We start from the raw sequence: 15,682 nt of genomic DNA, 5'->3' as shown, positions 1-15,682 counted from the left end.
GCAACCACCAACGGCTCCTGCCCGGCTCGCCACGTCGCGGGGGAACGCCTCAGCACCCGAACCCAACCCACCCACCAACCGCAACCACCAACGGCACCCGCCCCGGCCCGCCACACCGCGGGGGAACACCTGAGCACCCGAACCAAACCCGCCCACCAACCGCAACCACCAACGGCTCCTGCCCGGCTCGCCACGTCGCGGGGGAACGCCTCAGCACCCGAACCCAACCCACCCACCAACCGCAACCACCAACGGCTCCTGCCCGGCTCGCCACGTCGCGGGGGAACGCCGTTGCCTTATCGTGCCCCGCCGGACCCTCGCCCTCGCGCGGCGACCACGTACCCTTGGGTGTTGTGTTCCGAAGCCGTTCGAAGGATGAGCAGGCCGCGACCGCCAAGGTGACCGCGGACCAGCCCCAGCAGCCCCGCGACCCGCAGGCCCCCAAGGGCCGCCCGACGCCGAAGCGCAGCGACTCCCAGTCGCAGCGCCGCTCCCGTGCGCAGACGCCGACCAACCGCAAGGACGCCGCCAAGGCGCAGCGGGAGGCCCGCCGTGCGGACATGGCCCGCCAGCGTGAGGCAATGGCCAGCGGCGACGAGCGGTATCTGCCGGTGCGCGACAAGGGACCGGTGCGCCGGTTCGCCCGTGACTACGTCGACTCGCGCTGGTGCGTCGCGGAGTTCTTCCTGCCGATGGCCGTGGTGATCCTGGTGCTCACCATGATCCGGGTGCCCTCGATCCAGAGCATCGCGCTGCTGCTGTGGCTCGTGATCATCGTGCTGATCGTGCTCGACTCGGTCCTCATCTGGTTCCGCATGGGCAAGCAGCTGCAGGAGCGGTTCCCGAAGGAGAACGTCAAGGGCGTGAAGGCGTACGCGGTGATGCGGACGCTGCAGATGCGGCGGCTGCGCCTGCCCAAGCCCCAGGTCAAGCGGGGCGAGCGGCCGTAGCGGCCGGTTTGGTCTTCCGGGTGCGGGGCCGGGTCCGTTCGGACCCGGCCCCGCACCCGTTCGGCGGTCAGCCCTCTTCGGCGGCGGCGTGCAGGCTCATGGGCGCCGCGTAGATCTCCGTGCCGTCCTCGAAGAGGCGGACCTGGTCGACGCCGCCGTCGAGGAGGTCCTTCCACTCCTCGCCGATCCAGGACTCCGCGTCGCCCTGCGTGGTGAACTCCTCCGGTTCCACGGGCGGCGCCGTCTCCGTACCGTCGGTCTTCTCGAACCGCCACGTCCACACCATGTGCGCCTCCTGGATCCCACCGAGTACGTGTCTGTGCCACCGCGGACCGCGTCTCGACGCACTCCGCAATGTCGTGCTTCCGTGCTGATCGGCAGCTTAACGGCCTTGTTCCGGTGCGTGGTGGTGAGCCGGGGCGGAGCCGTTGGTGGCTGCGGTCCGGCCCTGCCCCACCCCGCCGTACGGGAACATGCCGTACCGGATTGGCCGTGTCGGGAGGTGCCCCCGCCGCGCCCGGCGGGGCGGGACGCGAGAAACTCGGCGGTGTGGATGTGACTCTCCTCGGCACCGGGGCCCCACGGGGCCTGCCGCGCCCCGGCTGCCCCTGTGCCCGCTGTGCGACCGCCGTCGGCGACGAGGCACGGGCGGCGACCGCGCTGCTCGTCGACGGTGCGCTGCTGATCGATCTGACACCCGGCCCGGCCTTCGCCGCGGCCCGTGCCGGCAAGTCGCTGGCCGGCGTACGGCAGGTGCTGCTGTCGCATCCGCACGACGGGCCGGTGATGGAGGTGCCGGCCGGGCTGCCCACGCCGGGCCGGGTCGCCGACGGGCGGGAGCTGGCGCTGCTCGACGGGCACCGGGTGCGCGCCCTGGCGGTGGACATCCCGGGGACCGGGTACGAGATCTCCGGCCCCGACGGTGAGCGGCTGCTGTATCTGCCGCCGGGTGCGGCGCCGGCCGGGCTGGGCGACGTCAACGGCGTGGGCGCCGGCCAGGAGGGCGTGGGCGGCAGCGGTCCGTACGACCTGGTGCTGCTCGACGTACTGGAGCGGCCGGACGCGCTGGCCCGGCTGCGGGCGAGCGGGGCGGTGGACGCGGCGACCGACGTGGTGGCGGTGCACATCGACCACGGTGTGCCGCCGGGGCCCGAACTGCACCGCCGGCTGGCGGCGGTGGGCGCCCGGGCGGTGGCGGACGGCGGCTCGCTGGTGGTCGGCGAGTACCACGCGGTGCCGGATCTGCCGCGGCGCACGCTGGTGCTGGGCGGGGCGCGCAGCGGGAAGTCGGTGGAGGCCGAGCGGCGGCTCGCGGCGTTCCCCGACGTGCTGTACGTGGCGACCGGCGGCACCCGGGACGGCGACGAGGAGTGGGCGGAGCGGATCTCGCTGCACCGCGAGCGGCGGCCGAGCAGCTGGCGCACCGTCGAGACCTGCGATCTGGTGCCGCTGCTGGAGGCGGCCGGGCCGGACGGGGAGGCCGCCTGGCCCGGCCCGGACCCCGGCAACGACCGGCCGGCCGACGCCTCGCCGCTGCTGATCGACTGCCTCGCGCTGTGGCTGACGCATGCGATGGACGAGGTCGGGGCATGGGACGACGCGACCTGGGAGGCCGGTGGCCGGCGGGCGCTGCGGGAGCGGGCCGACGCGCTGGTGGCGGCGCTGCGCCAGACCCACCGGCCGGTGGTGGCGGTCAGCAACGAGGTGGGCTCGGGGGTGGTGCCGGCGACCGCGGCCGGCCGCCGGTTCCGCGACGAACTGGGGCGGCTGAACGCGGCGTTCGGCGCGGAGTGCGAGCAGGTGCTGCTGGTCGTCGCGGGCCAGGCGCTTGCGCTGCGTGGATGACGGTTGCCCCGAGGCGCCCGTGTCCGCTTGCCCCGGGGCGTGGTGGCGGGTGCTGTTGACCCTTGACACCTCCCCCTCGTGAACAAGGGGGATTCCTAGCTCACGCCGCCTGCGGTCCGGCGGACCAGCAGGTCTTACACGATCAGCACTAGCCGGGTACGAGACCAGCCCGGACCAGCATCACGCGGGCGGAGTTCTTGTCTCTGGGCGAGACGGCTCCGCACGCGGTGCAGGCATACGTTCTCTCGGAAAGAGGTAGTGCGTGCTTGGTTCTCGCTCCGCACTGCGCACAGTCCATGGTGGTGTGCGCGGGGTGTACCAGATGCACGGCGCGGCCGTGCTTGCGGCCCATCTCGACCAAGGCCTTCTTCGTGGTGCTGATCGCCGCGTCAGCGGCCTTGCGGGCCATGGTGGTACGGCTGAGGAACTTCGGACGGAAGTCCTCCACGGCGAGGGCGTCATGGTCGCGTACGACCTTCTTCGCCCACTTGCGGCCGGTGTCCTGGCGCTGGCGGGCGATCTTCTTGTGCAGCTTCGCCCGCAGCTTCTTCGCCTCGCGGTAGCCCTTCGAGGCGGCGTGGCCCCTCTTCGGCTTGCGCCGGGCCATCATGCGGTCGTACCGCGTCAGATTCGCCGCAGCCTTCGTCCCGTGCTGCGCGTGGGGAAGGTCGTACGCGTCGGACGTGGTGGTCGCGGTCTCCTTGACGCCCCAGTCGATGCCGATCACACGGCCGGTCGTGGGCAGGGTCTCGGTCGGCGCGAGGACGACAAAACTCGCCCACCAATGCCCCACAGTGTCGCGGTACACGCGCACGCTGGACGGCGGCATGGGCAGCTCACACGACCACACCGGGCGTACGACGATCCCGCCCGCGAGGTGCAGGCACCCGTCTTTCCACCGGAACCCTCGCCGGGTGTAGTTCAGTGTCGGAAGGGCATCGCGCTTCTTCTTGTACCTCGGCATCCCGGCCCGCTGCCGCATCGGCAGCCGGTCCTTGATGTCCTTAAGGGCCTTGGCTCGGGACCTGCCGAAGTCGCGTATCAGCTGCTGCTGGGGAACCGAGCTGCCCCCACGCAGCCACGGCGTCACCCTGCGGGCGTCGGTCAGCATCCTGTCGAGCCGAGCCGGCCCGCAGGTCAGCTTCTCACCGGTGGCCTTCGCTGCCTGGTGGACCTGCTGGGACTTCGCGACGCACTCATTCCACACCCAGCGGCACCGGTCCCACTCGGCCTCGAGTGCGCGCCGGGCCGTCACCGACAAGCGAACACGGAAGGTGTACCGGGCGTGCCCGGCGATCTCCGTCGTCGCTTCTGTCGTCATGCACCCGAAGCTACCCGGGAGGACTGACAGTTGAGCCATAACGATCTTCGCGGTGCCCCTCACCAGCACGGATCGCGGACACCGAATCACCCGACGACTATCCGACTCTCCCTTCCCCGCCCGGCGGGAAGCCGGATTCTCCCCCGCAAGCGGCAGGTGCCCCCACCCCAGACTGAAGCCTGGGGAATCCTCCAGGAGGTTCGGTGACCGGAACCGAGCTGACCGACGCGGCCGTCCGTGCCTACCTCGCGCGACACCCCGAGGCGACCGTGGTCGCCCTCGGCGAGGGACTGGGCACCGGTTTCTGGCGGCTGGACAACGGGCGGCTGAACTGGCTGACGGTGCAGCCGGCGGAGTCCGCCGCGCTGCGCCGGATGCTGCTGCCGGACGGCGCCCGGCGGCGTACGGTCGCCGGCGCGATGGCCGATCACCGCTGGCTGGACGCGGTGCGCGAGCCGCAGCGCGGGGTCATCGTCACGGCCCCGGGCGGGCTGCTGCGGCGCTCGCCGCCCGGGGTGCGTGCGCTGCTCGCGGCGTGCGCGGAGCGGTTTCCCGGTGGTGCGCTGGTCTTCGACGCGCTGCCGCGGCGGGATCTGCCGCGGCTGGCGGGCGCGCACCCGGGCATCGTCGCCGTACGTGAGCGGCGGCCGGCGGGGCTGCGGCACCGGCTGGCGGGGTTGCGGGCGGGCACGCCGACGGTGTGCGAGCTGCACTTCGCGGTGCGGTGAGCAGAGCTTCACCCCCCCACGGCTACCGCCCCGGCCCCGCCCCAGCCACCGCCCGATAAGCGTGACCAGGCCGCACTTCACCACCCGTGAACAAAGCTCAGCCCCCCCGGCCCCGCCCCAGCCGCCGCCGGATAAGGGTGACCAGGCCGCACTTCACCACGCGTGAACGAAGCTCAGCCCCCACGGCCCCGCCCCAGCCGCCGCCGGATAAGGGTGACCGGTAATCTGCGCCCAATGAGCAGCCTGAACCTCGATGAATTCGCCGAACTGATCGAGCGCCCCGACGGCGGGGCGCGCCGTGACGCCGAGGAGCGGCGGGCGCGGCTGGCCGTGCCGCCGGGGGCGCTCGGCCGGCTCGACGAGCTGGGCGAGTGGCTGGCCGCCGCACAGCAGCAGGTGCCGGTGCGGCCCGTCGAGCGGCCGCGGGTGCTGCTGTTCGCCGGGGACCACGGGGTGGCGGAGCTGGGGGTGTCGGCCCGGCCGGCCGGCGGCACCCGGGACCTCGTACGGGCCGTGCTGGACGGTGCGAGCCCTACCGCGGTGCTGGCCCGCCGGCTGGGGGTGCGGCTGCGGGTGGTCGACATGGCGGTGGACTGCGATCCGCAGGAGCTGCCCGAGGAGGTGACCCGCCATCGGGTGCGGCGCTCCAGCGGCCGGATCGACGTCGAGGACGCGCTGACGGCCGAGGAGGCCGAGGCGGCGTTCCGGGCCGGGATGGCGATCGCGGACGAGGAGGCGGACGCCGGCACCGACCTGGTGGTGCTGGGCGATCTGAGCGTCGGCGGCACGACGGCCGCGGGCACGCTGATCGCCGCGCTGTGCGGCACGGACGCCTCGGTGGTCACCGGGCGGGGCGGGGCCCCGATCGACGACCTGGCCTGGATGCGCAAGTGCGCGGCGATCCGCGACGCGCTGCGCCGGGCCCGACCGGTGCTCGGCGACCAGCTGGAGCTGCTGGCCGCGGTCGGCGGCGCGGACCTGACCGCGATGACCGGCTTCCTGCTGCAGAGCGCGGTGCGGCGGACGCCGGTGATCCTGGACGGGGTGGTCTCGGCGGCCTGTGCGCTGGTGGCGCAGCGGGTGGCGTTCCGGGCCCCGGACTGGTGGCTGGCCGGTCAGGCGAGCGGTGAGCCGGCGCAGGCCAAGGCGCTGGACCGGATCGCACTCAACCCTCTGCTCGACCACGGCGTCAGTGCGGGTGAGGGGACGGGGGCGTTGCTGGCTCTGCCATTGGTGCAGGCCGCCGCGGCCCTGGCGGCAGAACTGCCCGTACGCGACTGACGCGGCGCCGGCCGGCAACGGCCGGCCGCCGTGCCGAGCGATCGGACGGGCGTCCCGCGCAGGGACGCTCGTGACTTCACGCCCGTACCGGACCACCGGCGGCGCCCCATAAGATCACGCTTTACACGTTTTTTATGGGAGACATCGCTTGCGTCCGGATGAAGACCACGAGGACCGCCGCCGCGGTCGCTGGTCACAGCGGGGTGCCGGGTTCGGCATCTGGTACCTGCGTACCGTCACGTTCATCAACCTGCTGAGCGCGGTGTGGGTGTCGTTCGGCAACGACATCCGCCGGCACAACATCGAGGAGTACTTCACCCCGTATCTGCTCACGGCGGGCTTCGCGTCCGGCGCCTTCTCGCTGTTCCTGTCGGTGACGCTGCGGCGGCGCAAGCGGGCGGCGTGGATCTTGAACCTGGTGTTGTCCGGGCTGCTGTCGCTGCTGTTCGGCTTCGCGCTGGCGGCCGCCCCGGAGTTCCGCGGCCATCCGCAGAACTGGGTGTCGCTGCTGGTGACGCTGCTGTTCACCGCCGCGCTGGTGGTCGGGCGCCGGGAGTTCTACGCCAAGGGCGACCGCTCGAACCCGAAGCTGGCGGCCCTCACCGCGGTCGGCGGGCTGCTGGTCACCTCGCTGCTGGCGGCGCTGCTGGTGACCGTCACCAACACCGCGCAGGACGCCTCCTCGACGTTCGTCCAGCGCTGGCGCTACGGGCTGATGCGGCTGGTGTCGCTGGCCCCCGACGACCGGCACTTCCCCGGGATCACCACCCCGAACTGGGTCAATGTCGCGATCAACGTGCTCAGCGCGCTGCTGCTGGTGGCCGTCCTGTGGGCGGCGTTCCGGTCCGTGCGCAGCACCGAGGCGATCACCGAGGACGACGAGGAGCGGCTGCGCGCCCTGCTCGCGCGGCACGGCGCCCGCGACTCGCTGGGCTACTTCGCACTGCGCCGCGACAAGAGCGTGCTGTTCTCCCCCAGCGGCAAGGCCGCGGTCACCTACCGCGTGGTGGGCGGGGTCTCGCTGGCCTCCGGCGATCCGCTGGGCGACCCCGAGGCCTGGCCCGGGGCGATCGAGGTGTGGCTGGCCGAGGCCCGGGAGCACGGCTGGGCGCCGGCGGTGATGGGGGCGAGCGAGGAGGGCGGCACGATCTACGCCCGGCACGGGCTGGACGCGCTGGAGCTCGGCGACGAAGCGATCGTGGAGACCGCGGAGTTCACCCTCGGCGGCCGGGCGATGCGCACGGTCCGGCAGGCGTACAACCGCATCGAGCGGGCCGGCTACACCGTCCGGATCCGCCGCCACGAGGACATTCCGACCGAGGAGATGGACCGGCTGCTGCGGCTGGCGGACGACTGGCGCGACGGGGAGACCGAGCGCGGCTTCTCGATGGCGCTGGGCCGGCTCGGCGATCCGGGCGACGGGCGCTGCGTGATGCTGGAGTGCTCCGACGCCGAGGGGCGGCTGCGGGCGCTGCTGAGCTTCGTGCCGTGGGGCGAGAAGGGCCTGTCGCTGGACCTGATGCGACGTGATCGCGACTCCGAGAACGGGCTGATGGAGTTCATGGTCCTGGAGCTGATCCAGCGGGCGAAAGAGGTGGAGATCACTCAGCTCTCACTGAACTTCGCGATGTTCCGCTCCGTCTTCGAACGCGGATCGCGGCTCGGCGCGGGCCCGGTGCTGCGCCTGTGGCGCTCGCTGCTCAGCTTCTTCTCCAGGTGGTGGCAGATCGAATCGCTCTATCGCGCCAATGCGAAATACCGGCCGATCTGGGAGCCGCGGTACATGCTCTTCGAAAAGAGCACCGACCTGCTGCGCATCGGCATCGCCGCAGGCCGGGCGGAAGGCTTCCTGGAAGCACCGGGTCTGCCCAAGTGGCTGAACCGCAAGCACCTGGAGAACGTGAGATGACCGAGGCTGGGGTGGGGCGGCCGGAGGGATCCGCCCTGCGCCGCGCCGCGCGTGCCGAGTGGGGCCCGCTGTGGGGGACGGTCCGGTCCGCGCTGGCCGCATCGAAGCTGCGGGCCATTCCGGTGACGCTCGCCGCGGTGTGCCTGACCCTGGTCTTCCAGTACGTGCAGAACCAGCCCTGGGGCTATCGGACGGTCCAGGACATCGGGTCCGTACAGGCCTGGGAGCATCTGTGGGTGGCGCTGCTGCGCACTCCACTGTCGCTGTTCGTGCCCGCGCTGGACCTCCCGGTGTGGGGCGCGCTGGCGCAGATCCTGGTGGTCTTCGGGATCGCGGAGATCTGTGTGGGCTGGCGGCAGACGCTGCTGGTCGCCTACCTCGCCACGCTCGCCGGGACGATGTACGCGCGGATCGGCATCTGGATCGGCCCGCAGAGCCCCATCGGACTGCCCGATTCGGACAAGTACGTCATCGACACCGGGCCGTCGGCGGCCGTGGTGGGGCTGGCGGTGTACGTCTGCTGGCGCTACCGGGCGTGGTTCACCGGTTCGCTGGTGGTGCTGGCGATGCTCTTCGAGGTGGTGTTCGTCAAGAACAACCTGGCCGGCAAGGAGCACGTCGCGGCGATTCTGGCGGTGCTGGTGGTGTGCGGGCTGTGGGAGGCCACGCGGCCCAGGAAGCCGCGGGACGCGGCTCGGATCAGCGGCTCGGGGCGCCGCCGATGAGGTGCTCGACCTTGCGGCGCAGCCCCGACCAGCGGCGGTCGTGGCGGTAGGCGCGGACCTGTGCGCGGGCCCGCGCCTTGGGCCGTTTGCGGTAGAAGCGCCTGGCCCAGGGCGAGTTGGGCCGGGCCAGCCGGAGCGCGCCGAAGAGCGCGACGAACGGCACGAAGACCCCGATGACGGCGATCCGGGCCTTGCCCTTGACGAGCGCGACGACCGCGAGGAGGAAGTTGCCGGCCACGGTCCGCACGACCGTGAGGCGGTCGACGGTCTCGTCCGGGCTCAGTTCGTTGACGCCGAAGGGCAGAAAGCCGCCGAGAACCAGGGCGACCAGCGCGGCGGTGAGGATGACGATCTCGACGCTCTTGGTCCCCTGCTCGGTCCAGTAGACGTCGTCCAGGTGGAGGATCAGCGCGAACTCGTCCAGGACGAGTCCGACGCCGACGCCGAAGAGCACCGCCGCGGCTCCGGCGCCGAAGCCGCGCCGGCCGCCGGCGAGGGCGATGAAGCCGCCGACGACCATCAGGATCACTCCGGGGACGACGTGGTGGACGTGCAGGCCGCCGGGTGAGATGTCGCGGAACGGGCCCCGGCCGGCGCGGATGAGACGGGTGATGACCCGGGTCACCAGGAAGGTCAGCACGAACGAGGCCAGGGCGAGCAGCAGCGGCAGTTTCCCCGGCTCGACGATGTTGCGGTACCACCAGTGGCCCATCCCACACGCTCCCCAATTGTCGCGTAAGGCCATTTAACGGCCAGTTGACGGCAATTCCCCGCCGGGGTCGGCCGGATAGCCTGCCGCGGTGAACGAGACCCCCGCTCCCCCGACCGCCGCCGACGCCCTGCGCTTCGCGTTCGGGACGCTGACCGTGCTGCCGGTGCGCGTCACCCGCTTCGACCGGGCCGCGGCGCGCGGCGGGATGCTCTGCGCACCGCTGGCCGGGCTGGTCGTCGGGCTGTGCGCGGCCGCGCTCGGCGGGGCGCTGCTGCTGCTCGGCGGCGGGGCGCTGCTCGCCGCGGTCGCCACCGCCGCGGTGCCCGCCGTACTCACCCGCGGCCTGCATCTGGACGGGCTCGCCGACACCGCCGACGGCCTGGGCAGCGCCAGGCCCGCCGAGGACGCGCTGCGCATCATGAAGCAGTCCGACATCGGCCCGTTCGGGGTCATCACGCTGCTGTTCACCCTGCTGGCCCAAGTGGCCGCACTGAGCGAGCTGTACGCGACGGGCTGGGCGCACGGTGCGCTGGCGGCGGCGGTCGCGGCGGTCACCGCGCGCGGCGCGCTGACCCTCGCCTCCCGTACGGGGGTGCCGGCCGCCCGCCCCGAGGGGCTCGGTGCGGCGGTCGCGGGCGCCGTTCCCGTCCGTGCGGCGCTGCTGTGTGCCGCGCTGGTGGCCGCCGGGTGCGCGGGGGCGGGTGCCGCCTTCGGCGGGTACGGCGCGCTGCACGCCGGGCTCGCGGCGCTGCTCGGGCTGGGACTCGGCGAACTGCTGCTGGGGCACTGCCGGCGACGGTTCGGCGGGGTGACGGGGGATGTGTTCGGCGCGCTCGCGGAGAGCGCGGGACTGGCGGCGCTGGTCGTACTCGCCCTCGGGTGACCGGCGCCTCGCCCAACTCCCTTTCGTTACTGGCCAGTTCACCGAATGCGGGGACCGGGGGCGTACCTACCGCCGTGACCGTTATGCACCCACGCCGCATCGGGTGCGGCAGCACACCGGGCCTCGCGGCGCCGCCGAGCGTAGGCTCGGCCGCAGCAGCGCCCAAGGCGCACAACGGATTCCCGGACAGGAACAGGACTCTCATCACCGTGACTGCACTGACCCTCAGTACTTCGTCCGCCGCAACGGTGCGCGCGGATGCCGTCGTCGTCGGCGTCGCCAAGGGCGCCAAGGGCGTCGTGGTCGCCCCCGGCGCGGAGGCCGTGGAGGCGGCCTTCGGTGGCAAGCTCGCCACCGTGCTGGAGACCCTCGGCGCGAGTGGTGCCGAGGGCGAGGTGACCAAGCTGCCCGCCGCCGACGGCCTCAAGGCTCCGGTCGTGCTGGCGGTCGGCCTGGGCGACGCCCCGGCCAAGGGCGAGGCCTTCGACAACGAGGCGCTGCGGCGCGCCGCGGGCAGCGCCGCCCGCGCGCTGTCCGGCAGCAAGAAGGCCGGCTTCGCCCTCCCGGTCGAGGACGCCGAGGCCGCCGCCGCGGTCGGCGAGGGCGCGCTGCTGGGCGCGTACGCCTTCACCGCGTACCGCTCCAACGGCAACGGCAACGGTGCCAAGGGCGGCAAGAAGAGCGACAGCAAGTCGGCACCCCTGGGCGAGGTCGCGATCCTCGGCGGCAAGCCGCGCGACAAGGAGTTCAAGGCCGCCGCCGAGCGCTCCCAGGCGCTGGCCGCGGAGGTCAACCGCGCCCGCGACCTGATCAACACCCCCTCCAACGACCTGGACCCGAAGTCCTTCGCCGCCCAGGCGCAGGCCGCGGCCAAGGAGTTCGGCCTCAAGGTCGAGGTGCTGGACGAGAAGGCGCTCAAGAAGGGCGGCTACGGCGGCCTGATGGGCGTCGGCCAGGGCTCGGAGGCGCCGCCGCGGCTGGTACGGATCGCGCACACGCACGCCAAGGCGACCAGGACCCTGGCCCTGGTCGGCAAGGGCATCACCTACGACTCGGGCGGCATCTCGCTCAAGCCGGCCGGTCACAACGAGACCATGAAGTGCGACATGAGCGGTGCGGCCGCCGTCTTCGCCGCGGTCGTGGCCGCCGCCCGACTGGGGCTGGAGGTCAACGTCACCGGCTGGTTGGCGCTCGCGGAGAACATGCCGTCCGGCTCCGCCACCCGCCCCGGTGACGTGCTGACCATGTACAGCGGCAAGACCGTCGAGGTGCTGAACACCGACGCCGAGGGCCGCCTGGTCCTGGCCGACGCGCTGACCCGGGCCTCGGAGGAGTCGCCGGACGCCATCGTGGACGTCGCCACGCTGACCGGCGCGATGGTGCTGGCGCTGGGCCACCGCCACTTCGGGATCATGTCCAACGACGACGCCTTCCGCACCTCGATCTTCGAGATCGCGGAGGAGGTCGGCGAGCAGGCCTGGCCGATGCCGCTGCCCGACCACCTGCGCAAGGGCATGGACTCCCCGGTCGCCGACCTCGCCAACATGGGTGACCGGATGGGCGGCGGCCTGGTCGCCGGCATCTTCCTGAAGGAGTTCGTCGGCGAGGGCATCGCCTGGGCGCACCTGGACATCGCGGGCCCGGCCTTCCACGAGGGCTCGGCCTGGGGCTACACCCCCAAGGGCGGCACCGGCTCCGCGGTGCGCACCCTGGTCCGGCTCGCCGAGCGCACCGCCGCGGGCGACCTCGGCTGACGCCGGCGCCGTCGCACCTGATATGTCCGTACGGCCCCGAGCTCACCGCCCGGGGCCGTCGGTGTGTGCGTTTGCGTACATGTTCGCCCTCAACGAAATCCCCCCGCCCGTCGCCCGCCACCACCCTTCCCAGGCGGCGCTGCGCGCCACTGCACCGTTTTACGCACCAGTAACCCCGTCGAGGCGGCCGATCGGCCGCCCAGAGCCCGGCCCGCCGTCCCGGCTTCGTTGAACAAGTGCGAAGATGGGTTCTCGGCAGGACAGGGCCCCCCTTACCCAGGGCCGAAGTAAAAGCGGCCGAACAACAGCCGCGGCCCGGTCATCGACGACCGGCTCCGGCGCACCCATGCATGGAGGACGTGACGTGGCGAACGACGCCAGCACCGTTTTCGACCTAGTGATCCTCGGTGGCGGAAGCGGTGGTTACGCCGCTGCCCTGCGCGGGGCGCAGCTGGGCCTGGACGTCGCCCTGATCGAGAAGAACAAGCTCGGCGGCACCTGCCTGCACAACGGCTGCATCCCCACCAAGGCGCTGCTGCACGCCGGTGAGATCGCGGACCAGGCTCGTGAGGCCGCCCAGTTCGGTGTCAAGACCTCGTACGAGGGCATCGACATCGCGGGCGTCCACAAGTACAAGGACGACGTGATCTCGGGCCTGTACAAGGGCCTGCAGGGTCTGGTCGCCTCCCGCAAGGTGACCTACATCGAGGGCGAGGGCCGGCTGTCCTCCCCGACCTCCGTCGCGGTCAACGGCCAGCAGGTCCAGGGCCGCCACATCCTGCTGGCGACCGGCTCCGTGCCGAAGTCGCTGCCGGGCCTGGACATCGACGGCAACCGCATCATCTCCTCGGACCACGCGCTGACGCTGGACCGCGTCCCGGAGTCCGCGATCATCCTGGGCGGCGGCGTCATCGGCGTCGAGTTCGCCTCGGCGTGGAAGTCCTTCGGCACCGACGTCACCGTCATCGAGGGCCTCAAGCACCTCGTCCCGGTCGAGGACGAGAACAGCTCCAAGCTGCTGGAGCGGGCCTTCCGCAAGCGGGGCATCAAGTTCAACCTCGGCACCTTCTTCGACAAGGCCGAGTACACCGCCGACGGCGTCAAGGTCACCCTCGCCGACGGCAAGACCTTCGAGGCCGAGGTGCTGCTGGTCGCGATCGGCCGCGGGCCGGTCTCGGCGGGCCTGGGCTACGAGGAGCAGGGCGTCGCGATGGACCGCGGCTACGTCCTGGTCGACGAGTACATGCAGACCAACGTGCCGACGATCTCCGCCGTCGGTGACCTCGTTCCCACCCTCCAGCTCGCGCACGTCGGCTTCGCCGAGGGCATGCTGGTGGCGGAGCGGCTGGCCGGCCAGAAGGTCGTCCCGATCGACTACGACGGCGTGCCGCGCGTGACGTACTGCCACCCCGAGGTCGCTTCGGTGGGTATCACCGAGGCCAAGGCCAAGGAGCTGTACGGCGCCGACAAGGTCGTCGCTCTGAAGTACAACCTCGCGGGCAACGGCAAGAGCAAGATCCTCAAGACCACGGGCGAGATCAAGCTCGTCCAGGTCAAGGACGGTGCCGTGGTCGGCGTCCACATGGTCGGTGACCGTATGGGCGAGCAGGTCGGTGAGGCCCAGCTGGTCTACAACTGGGAGGCCCTGCCGGCCGAGGTTGCGCAGCTGATCCACGCGCACCCGACGCAGAACGAGGCTCTCGGCGAGGCCCACCTGGCCCTGGCCGGCAAGCCCCTCCACTCCCACGACTGACCCCAGTCCCGGGCGCGACCACATCCCGCAATTCGTAAGGAGCAACCGAAACCATGGCGGTTTCCGTAACCCTGCCGGCGCTCGGCGAGAGCGTCACCGAGGGCACCGTCACTCGCTGGCTGAAGGCCGAGGGTGAGCGCGTCGAGGCCGACGAGCCGCTGCTCGAGGTCTCGACCGACAAGGTCGACACCGAGATCCCGGCCCCGGCCGCCGGCGTCCTGTCCGCCATCAAGGTGGCCGAGGACGAGACCGTAGAGGTCGGCGCCGAGCTGGCCATCATCGACGACGGCACCGGTGCGCCGGCGGCGGCTGCGGCCCCCGCCGCCGCCGAGGCCCCCGCGGCCCAGCCGCAGCCCGAGCCCACCCCGGCTCCGGCCGCTGCTGCCGCCCCCGCCGCCGCCCCCGCGGGTGGTGCCGAGGGCACCGACGTCGTCCTCCCCGCGCTCGGCGAGAGCGTCACCGAGGGCACCGTCACCCGCTGGCTGAAGGAGGTCGGCGAGGAGGTCCAGGCCGACGAGCCGCTGCTGGAGGTCTCGACCGACAAGGTCGACACCGAGATCCCGGCCCCGGTCTCCGGCACCCTGCTGCAGATCGTCGTCGGCGAGGACGAGACCGCCGAGGTCGGCGCCAAGCTCGCCGTGATCGGTGCCGCGGGTGCCGCTCCGGCCGCCGCGCCCGCCCCGGCCGCTCCGGCTCCCGCCGCCGCCCCGGCTCCGGCTCCGGCCCCCGCGCCGGCTCCGGCCCCCGCCCCTGCCCCGGCGCCCGCTCCGGCCGCCCCGGCTCCGGCGCCCGCTCCGGCTCCGGCTCCGGCCGCCGCCCCGGCGCCCGTCACCCCGGCCCCGGCCGCCGGTGAGGGCGAGGGCGCGTACGTCACCCCGCTGGTGCGCAAGCTCGCCGCGGAGAGCGGCGTCAACCTCGCCACGGTCAAGGGCACCGGCGTCGGTGGCCGGATCCGCAAGCAGGACGTCGTCGCCGCCGCCGAGGCCGCCAAGGCCGCCGCGCCGGCCGCCGCCCCGGCCGCGGTGTCGAAGGCCCCGGCCATCGAGGCGTCCCCGCTGCGCGGTCAGACCGTCAAGATGCCGCGGATGCGCAAGGTCATCGGCGACAACATGATGAAGGCCCTGCACGGCCAGGCGCAGCTGACCTCCGTGGTCGAGGTGGACATCACCTCGATCATGCGGATGCGCAACAAGGCCAAGGACGCCTTCGCGCAGCGTGAGGGCGTCAAGCTCTCCCCGATGCCGTTCTTCGTCAAGGCCGCCGTCCAGGCGCTGAAGGCCCACCCGGTCATCAACGCCCGGATCAACGAGGACGAGGGCACCATCACCTACTTCGACACCGAGAACGTCGGTATCGCGGTGGACGCGGAGAAGGGCCTGATGACCCCGGTCATCAAGGACGCCGGTGACCTCAACATCGCCGGTATCGCCCGCAAGACGGCGGACCTGGCGGGCAAGGTCCGCGCGAACAAGATCACGCCGGACGAGCTGTCCGGTGCGACCTTCACCATCAGCAACACCGGTTCGCGCGGCGCCCTGTTCGACACCGTCATCGTGCCCCCGAACCAGGTCGGCATCCTGGGCATCGGTGCGACCGTCAAGCGCCCGGTGGTCATCAACCACCCGGACCTCGGCGAGACCATCGCGGTGCGCGACATGACCTACCTCGCGCTCTCCTACGACCACCGTCTGGTGGACGGCGCGGACGCCGCCCGCTACCTGACCACGGTCAAGCAGATCCTGGAGGCCGCCGAGTTCGAGACCGAGATCGGTCTCTAGCAGTCACTCAGGCGACTGAGGGCCACCACGAGACCGGGATCGG

Annotated in this window: 12 protein-coding genes and 1 pseudogene; 10 read left to right on the top strand and 3 right to left on the bottom strand. The window is 72.3% G+C overall.

Going from position 1 to position 15,682, the window contains the following annotated elements:
- Window positions 1-353 precede the first annotated feature (353 nt).
- Complete coding sequence (locus ACFWZH_RS27465) at window positions 354-950, top strand: DUF3043 domain-containing protein (protein WP_384436672.1); 597 nt, start codon at window positions 354-356, stop codon at window positions 948-950.
- Between the two features lie 67 nt (window positions 951-1,017).
- Here the strand turns inward: ACFWZH_RS27465 and ACFWZH_RS27460 are convergent, their stop codons facing one another.
- Window positions 1,018-1,236, bottom strand: a complete 219-nt coding sequence (locus tag ACFWZH_RS27460; RefSeq protein WP_384436669.1) for a hypothetical protein — start codon at window positions 1,234-1,236, stop codon at window positions 1,018-1,020.
- A 263-nt stretch (window positions 1,237-1,499) separates the two neighbouring features.
- Between ACFWZH_RS27460 and ACFWZH_RS27455 the strand changes: the two genes are divergently transcribed.
- Window positions 1,500-2,795, top strand: coding sequence for a bifunctional adenosylcobinamide kinase/adenosylcobinamide-phosphate guanylyltransferase (locus ACFWZH_RS27455; RefSeq protein ID WP_384436667.1), 1,296 nt, complete (start codon window positions 1,500-1,502; stop codon window positions 2,793-2,795).
- Window positions 2,796-2,912: 117 nt separating this feature from the next.
- Here ACFWZH_RS27455 and ACFWZH_RS27450 read toward each other — a convergent pair.
- Window positions 2,913-4,116, bottom strand: a pseudogene (locus ACFWZH_RS27450) (RNA-guided endonuclease InsQ/TnpB family protein); the annotation flags it as partial.
- A gap of 203 nt (window positions 4,117-4,319) precedes the next feature.
- Between ACFWZH_RS27450 and ACFWZH_RS27445 the strand changes: the two are divergent.
- The 4 genes from ACFWZH_RS27445 (at window position 4,320) to ACFWZH_RS27430 (ending at window position 8,759) form a co-directional block, all read left to right on the top strand.
- On the top strand, window positions 4,320-4,844 hold the full coding sequence (locus ACFWZH_RS27445) for a class I SAM-dependent methyltransferase (RefSeq protein WP_384436664.1): 525 nt from the start codon (window positions 4,320-4,322) through the stop codon (window positions 4,842-4,844).
- 234 nt (window positions 4,845-5,078) lie between these two features.
- Window positions 5,079-6,125: a nicotinate-nucleotide--dimethylbenzimidazole phosphoribosyltransferase gene (gene cobT, locus ACFWZH_RS27440; RefSeq protein WP_384436661.1), complete on the top strand. Its 1,047-nt coding sequence runs from the start codon at window positions 5,079-5,081 to the stop codon at window positions 6,123-6,125.
- Between the two features lie 148 nt (window positions 6,126-6,273).
- A complete protein-coding gene (locus ACFWZH_RS27435; protein WP_384436658.1) occupies window positions 6,274-8,034 on the top strand; it encodes a phosphatidylglycerol lysyltransferase domain-containing protein in 1,761 nt (586 codons plus the stop codon).
- On the top strand, window positions 8,031-8,759 hold the full coding sequence (locus ACFWZH_RS27430) for a hypothetical protein (protein WP_384436655.1): 729 nt from the start codon (window positions 8,031-8,033) through the stop codon (window positions 8,757-8,759). The genes ACFWZH_RS27435 and ACFWZH_RS27430 overlap by 4 nt, the downstream gene beginning before the upstream one ends.
- Here ACFWZH_RS27430 and ACFWZH_RS27425 read toward each other — a convergent pair.
- Window positions 8,734-9,471, bottom strand: a complete 738-nt coding sequence (locus tag ACFWZH_RS27425; RefSeq protein ID WP_384436652.1) for a hypothetical protein — start codon at window positions 9,469-9,471, stop codon at window positions 8,734-8,736. The two genes, ACFWZH_RS27430 and ACFWZH_RS27425, sit on opposite strands and share 26 nt — an antisense overlap.
- Window positions 9,472-9,559: 88 nt before the next feature.
- Here ACFWZH_RS27425 and ACFWZH_RS27420 point away from each other — a divergent pair, with 88 nt between their 5' ends.
- The 4 genes from ACFWZH_RS27420 to sucB all read left to right on the top strand — a co-directional run bounded on the left by ACFWZH_RS27420 (window position 9,560) and on the right by sucB (window position 15,639).
- Window positions 9,560-10,354, top strand: coding sequence for an adenosylcobinamide-GDP ribazoletransferase (locus ACFWZH_RS27420; RefSeq protein WP_384436649.1), 795 nt, complete (start codon window positions 9,560-9,562; stop codon window positions 10,352-10,354).
- A gap of 209 nt (window positions 10,355-10,563) precedes the next feature.
- Window positions 10,564-12,108, top strand: a complete 1,545-nt coding sequence (locus ACFWZH_RS27415; protein ID WP_384436646.1) for a leucyl aminopeptidase — start codon at window positions 10,564-10,566, stop codon at window positions 12,106-12,108.
- Between the two features lie 364 nt (window positions 12,109-12,472).
- On the top strand, window positions 12,473-13,861 hold the full coding sequence (gene lpdA, locus ACFWZH_RS27410) for a dihydrolipoyl dehydrogenase (RefSeq protein WP_384436643.1): 1,389 nt from the start codon (window positions 12,473-12,475) through the stop codon (window positions 13,859-13,861).
- Window positions 13,862-13,914: 53 nt separating this feature from the next.
- Window positions 13,915-15,639: a 2-oxoglutarate dehydrogenase, E2 component, dihydrolipoamide succinyltransferase gene (sucB, locus tag ACFWZH_RS27405; protein WP_384436640.1), complete on the top strand. Its 1,725-nt coding sequence runs from the start codon at window positions 13,915-13,917 to the stop codon at window positions 15,637-15,639.
- Window positions 15,640-15,682 lie beyond the last annotated feature (43 nt).

The organism is Streptomyces sp. NPDC059008 (assembly GCF_042749045.1).
Taxonomy (GTDB): Bacteria; Actinomycetota; Actinomycetes; order Streptomycetales; family Streptomycetaceae; genus Streptomyces.
Note: the sequence above shows the minus strand (reverse complement) of the source record. Positions and strands in the feature narration are given on the sequence as shown.

What these genes read in the sequence shown, in the direction of transcription:
- ACFWZH_RS27460 (WP_384436669.1), bottom strand. Translation starts at nt 1,236, where the DNA reads ATGGTGTGGACGTGGCGGTTCGAGAAGACCGACGGTACGGAGACGGCG.
- cobT (WP_384436661.1), top strand. Translation starts at nt 5,079, where the DNA reads ATGAGCAGCCTGAACCTCGATGAATTCGCCGAACTGATCGAGCGCCCC.
- ACFWZH_RS27430 (WP_384436655.1), top strand. Translation starts at nt 8,031, where the DNA reads ATGACCGAGGCTGGGGTGGGGCGGCCGGAGGGATCCGCCCTGCGCCGC.
- ACFWZH_RS27425 (WP_384436652.1), bottom strand. Translation starts at nt 9,471, where the DNA reads ATGGGCCACTGGTGGTACCGCAACATCGTCGAGCCGGGGAAACTGCCG.
- sucB (WP_384436640.1), top strand. Translation starts at nt 13,915, where the DNA reads ATGGCGGTTTCCGTAACCCTGCCGGCGCTCGGCGAGAGCGTCACCGAG.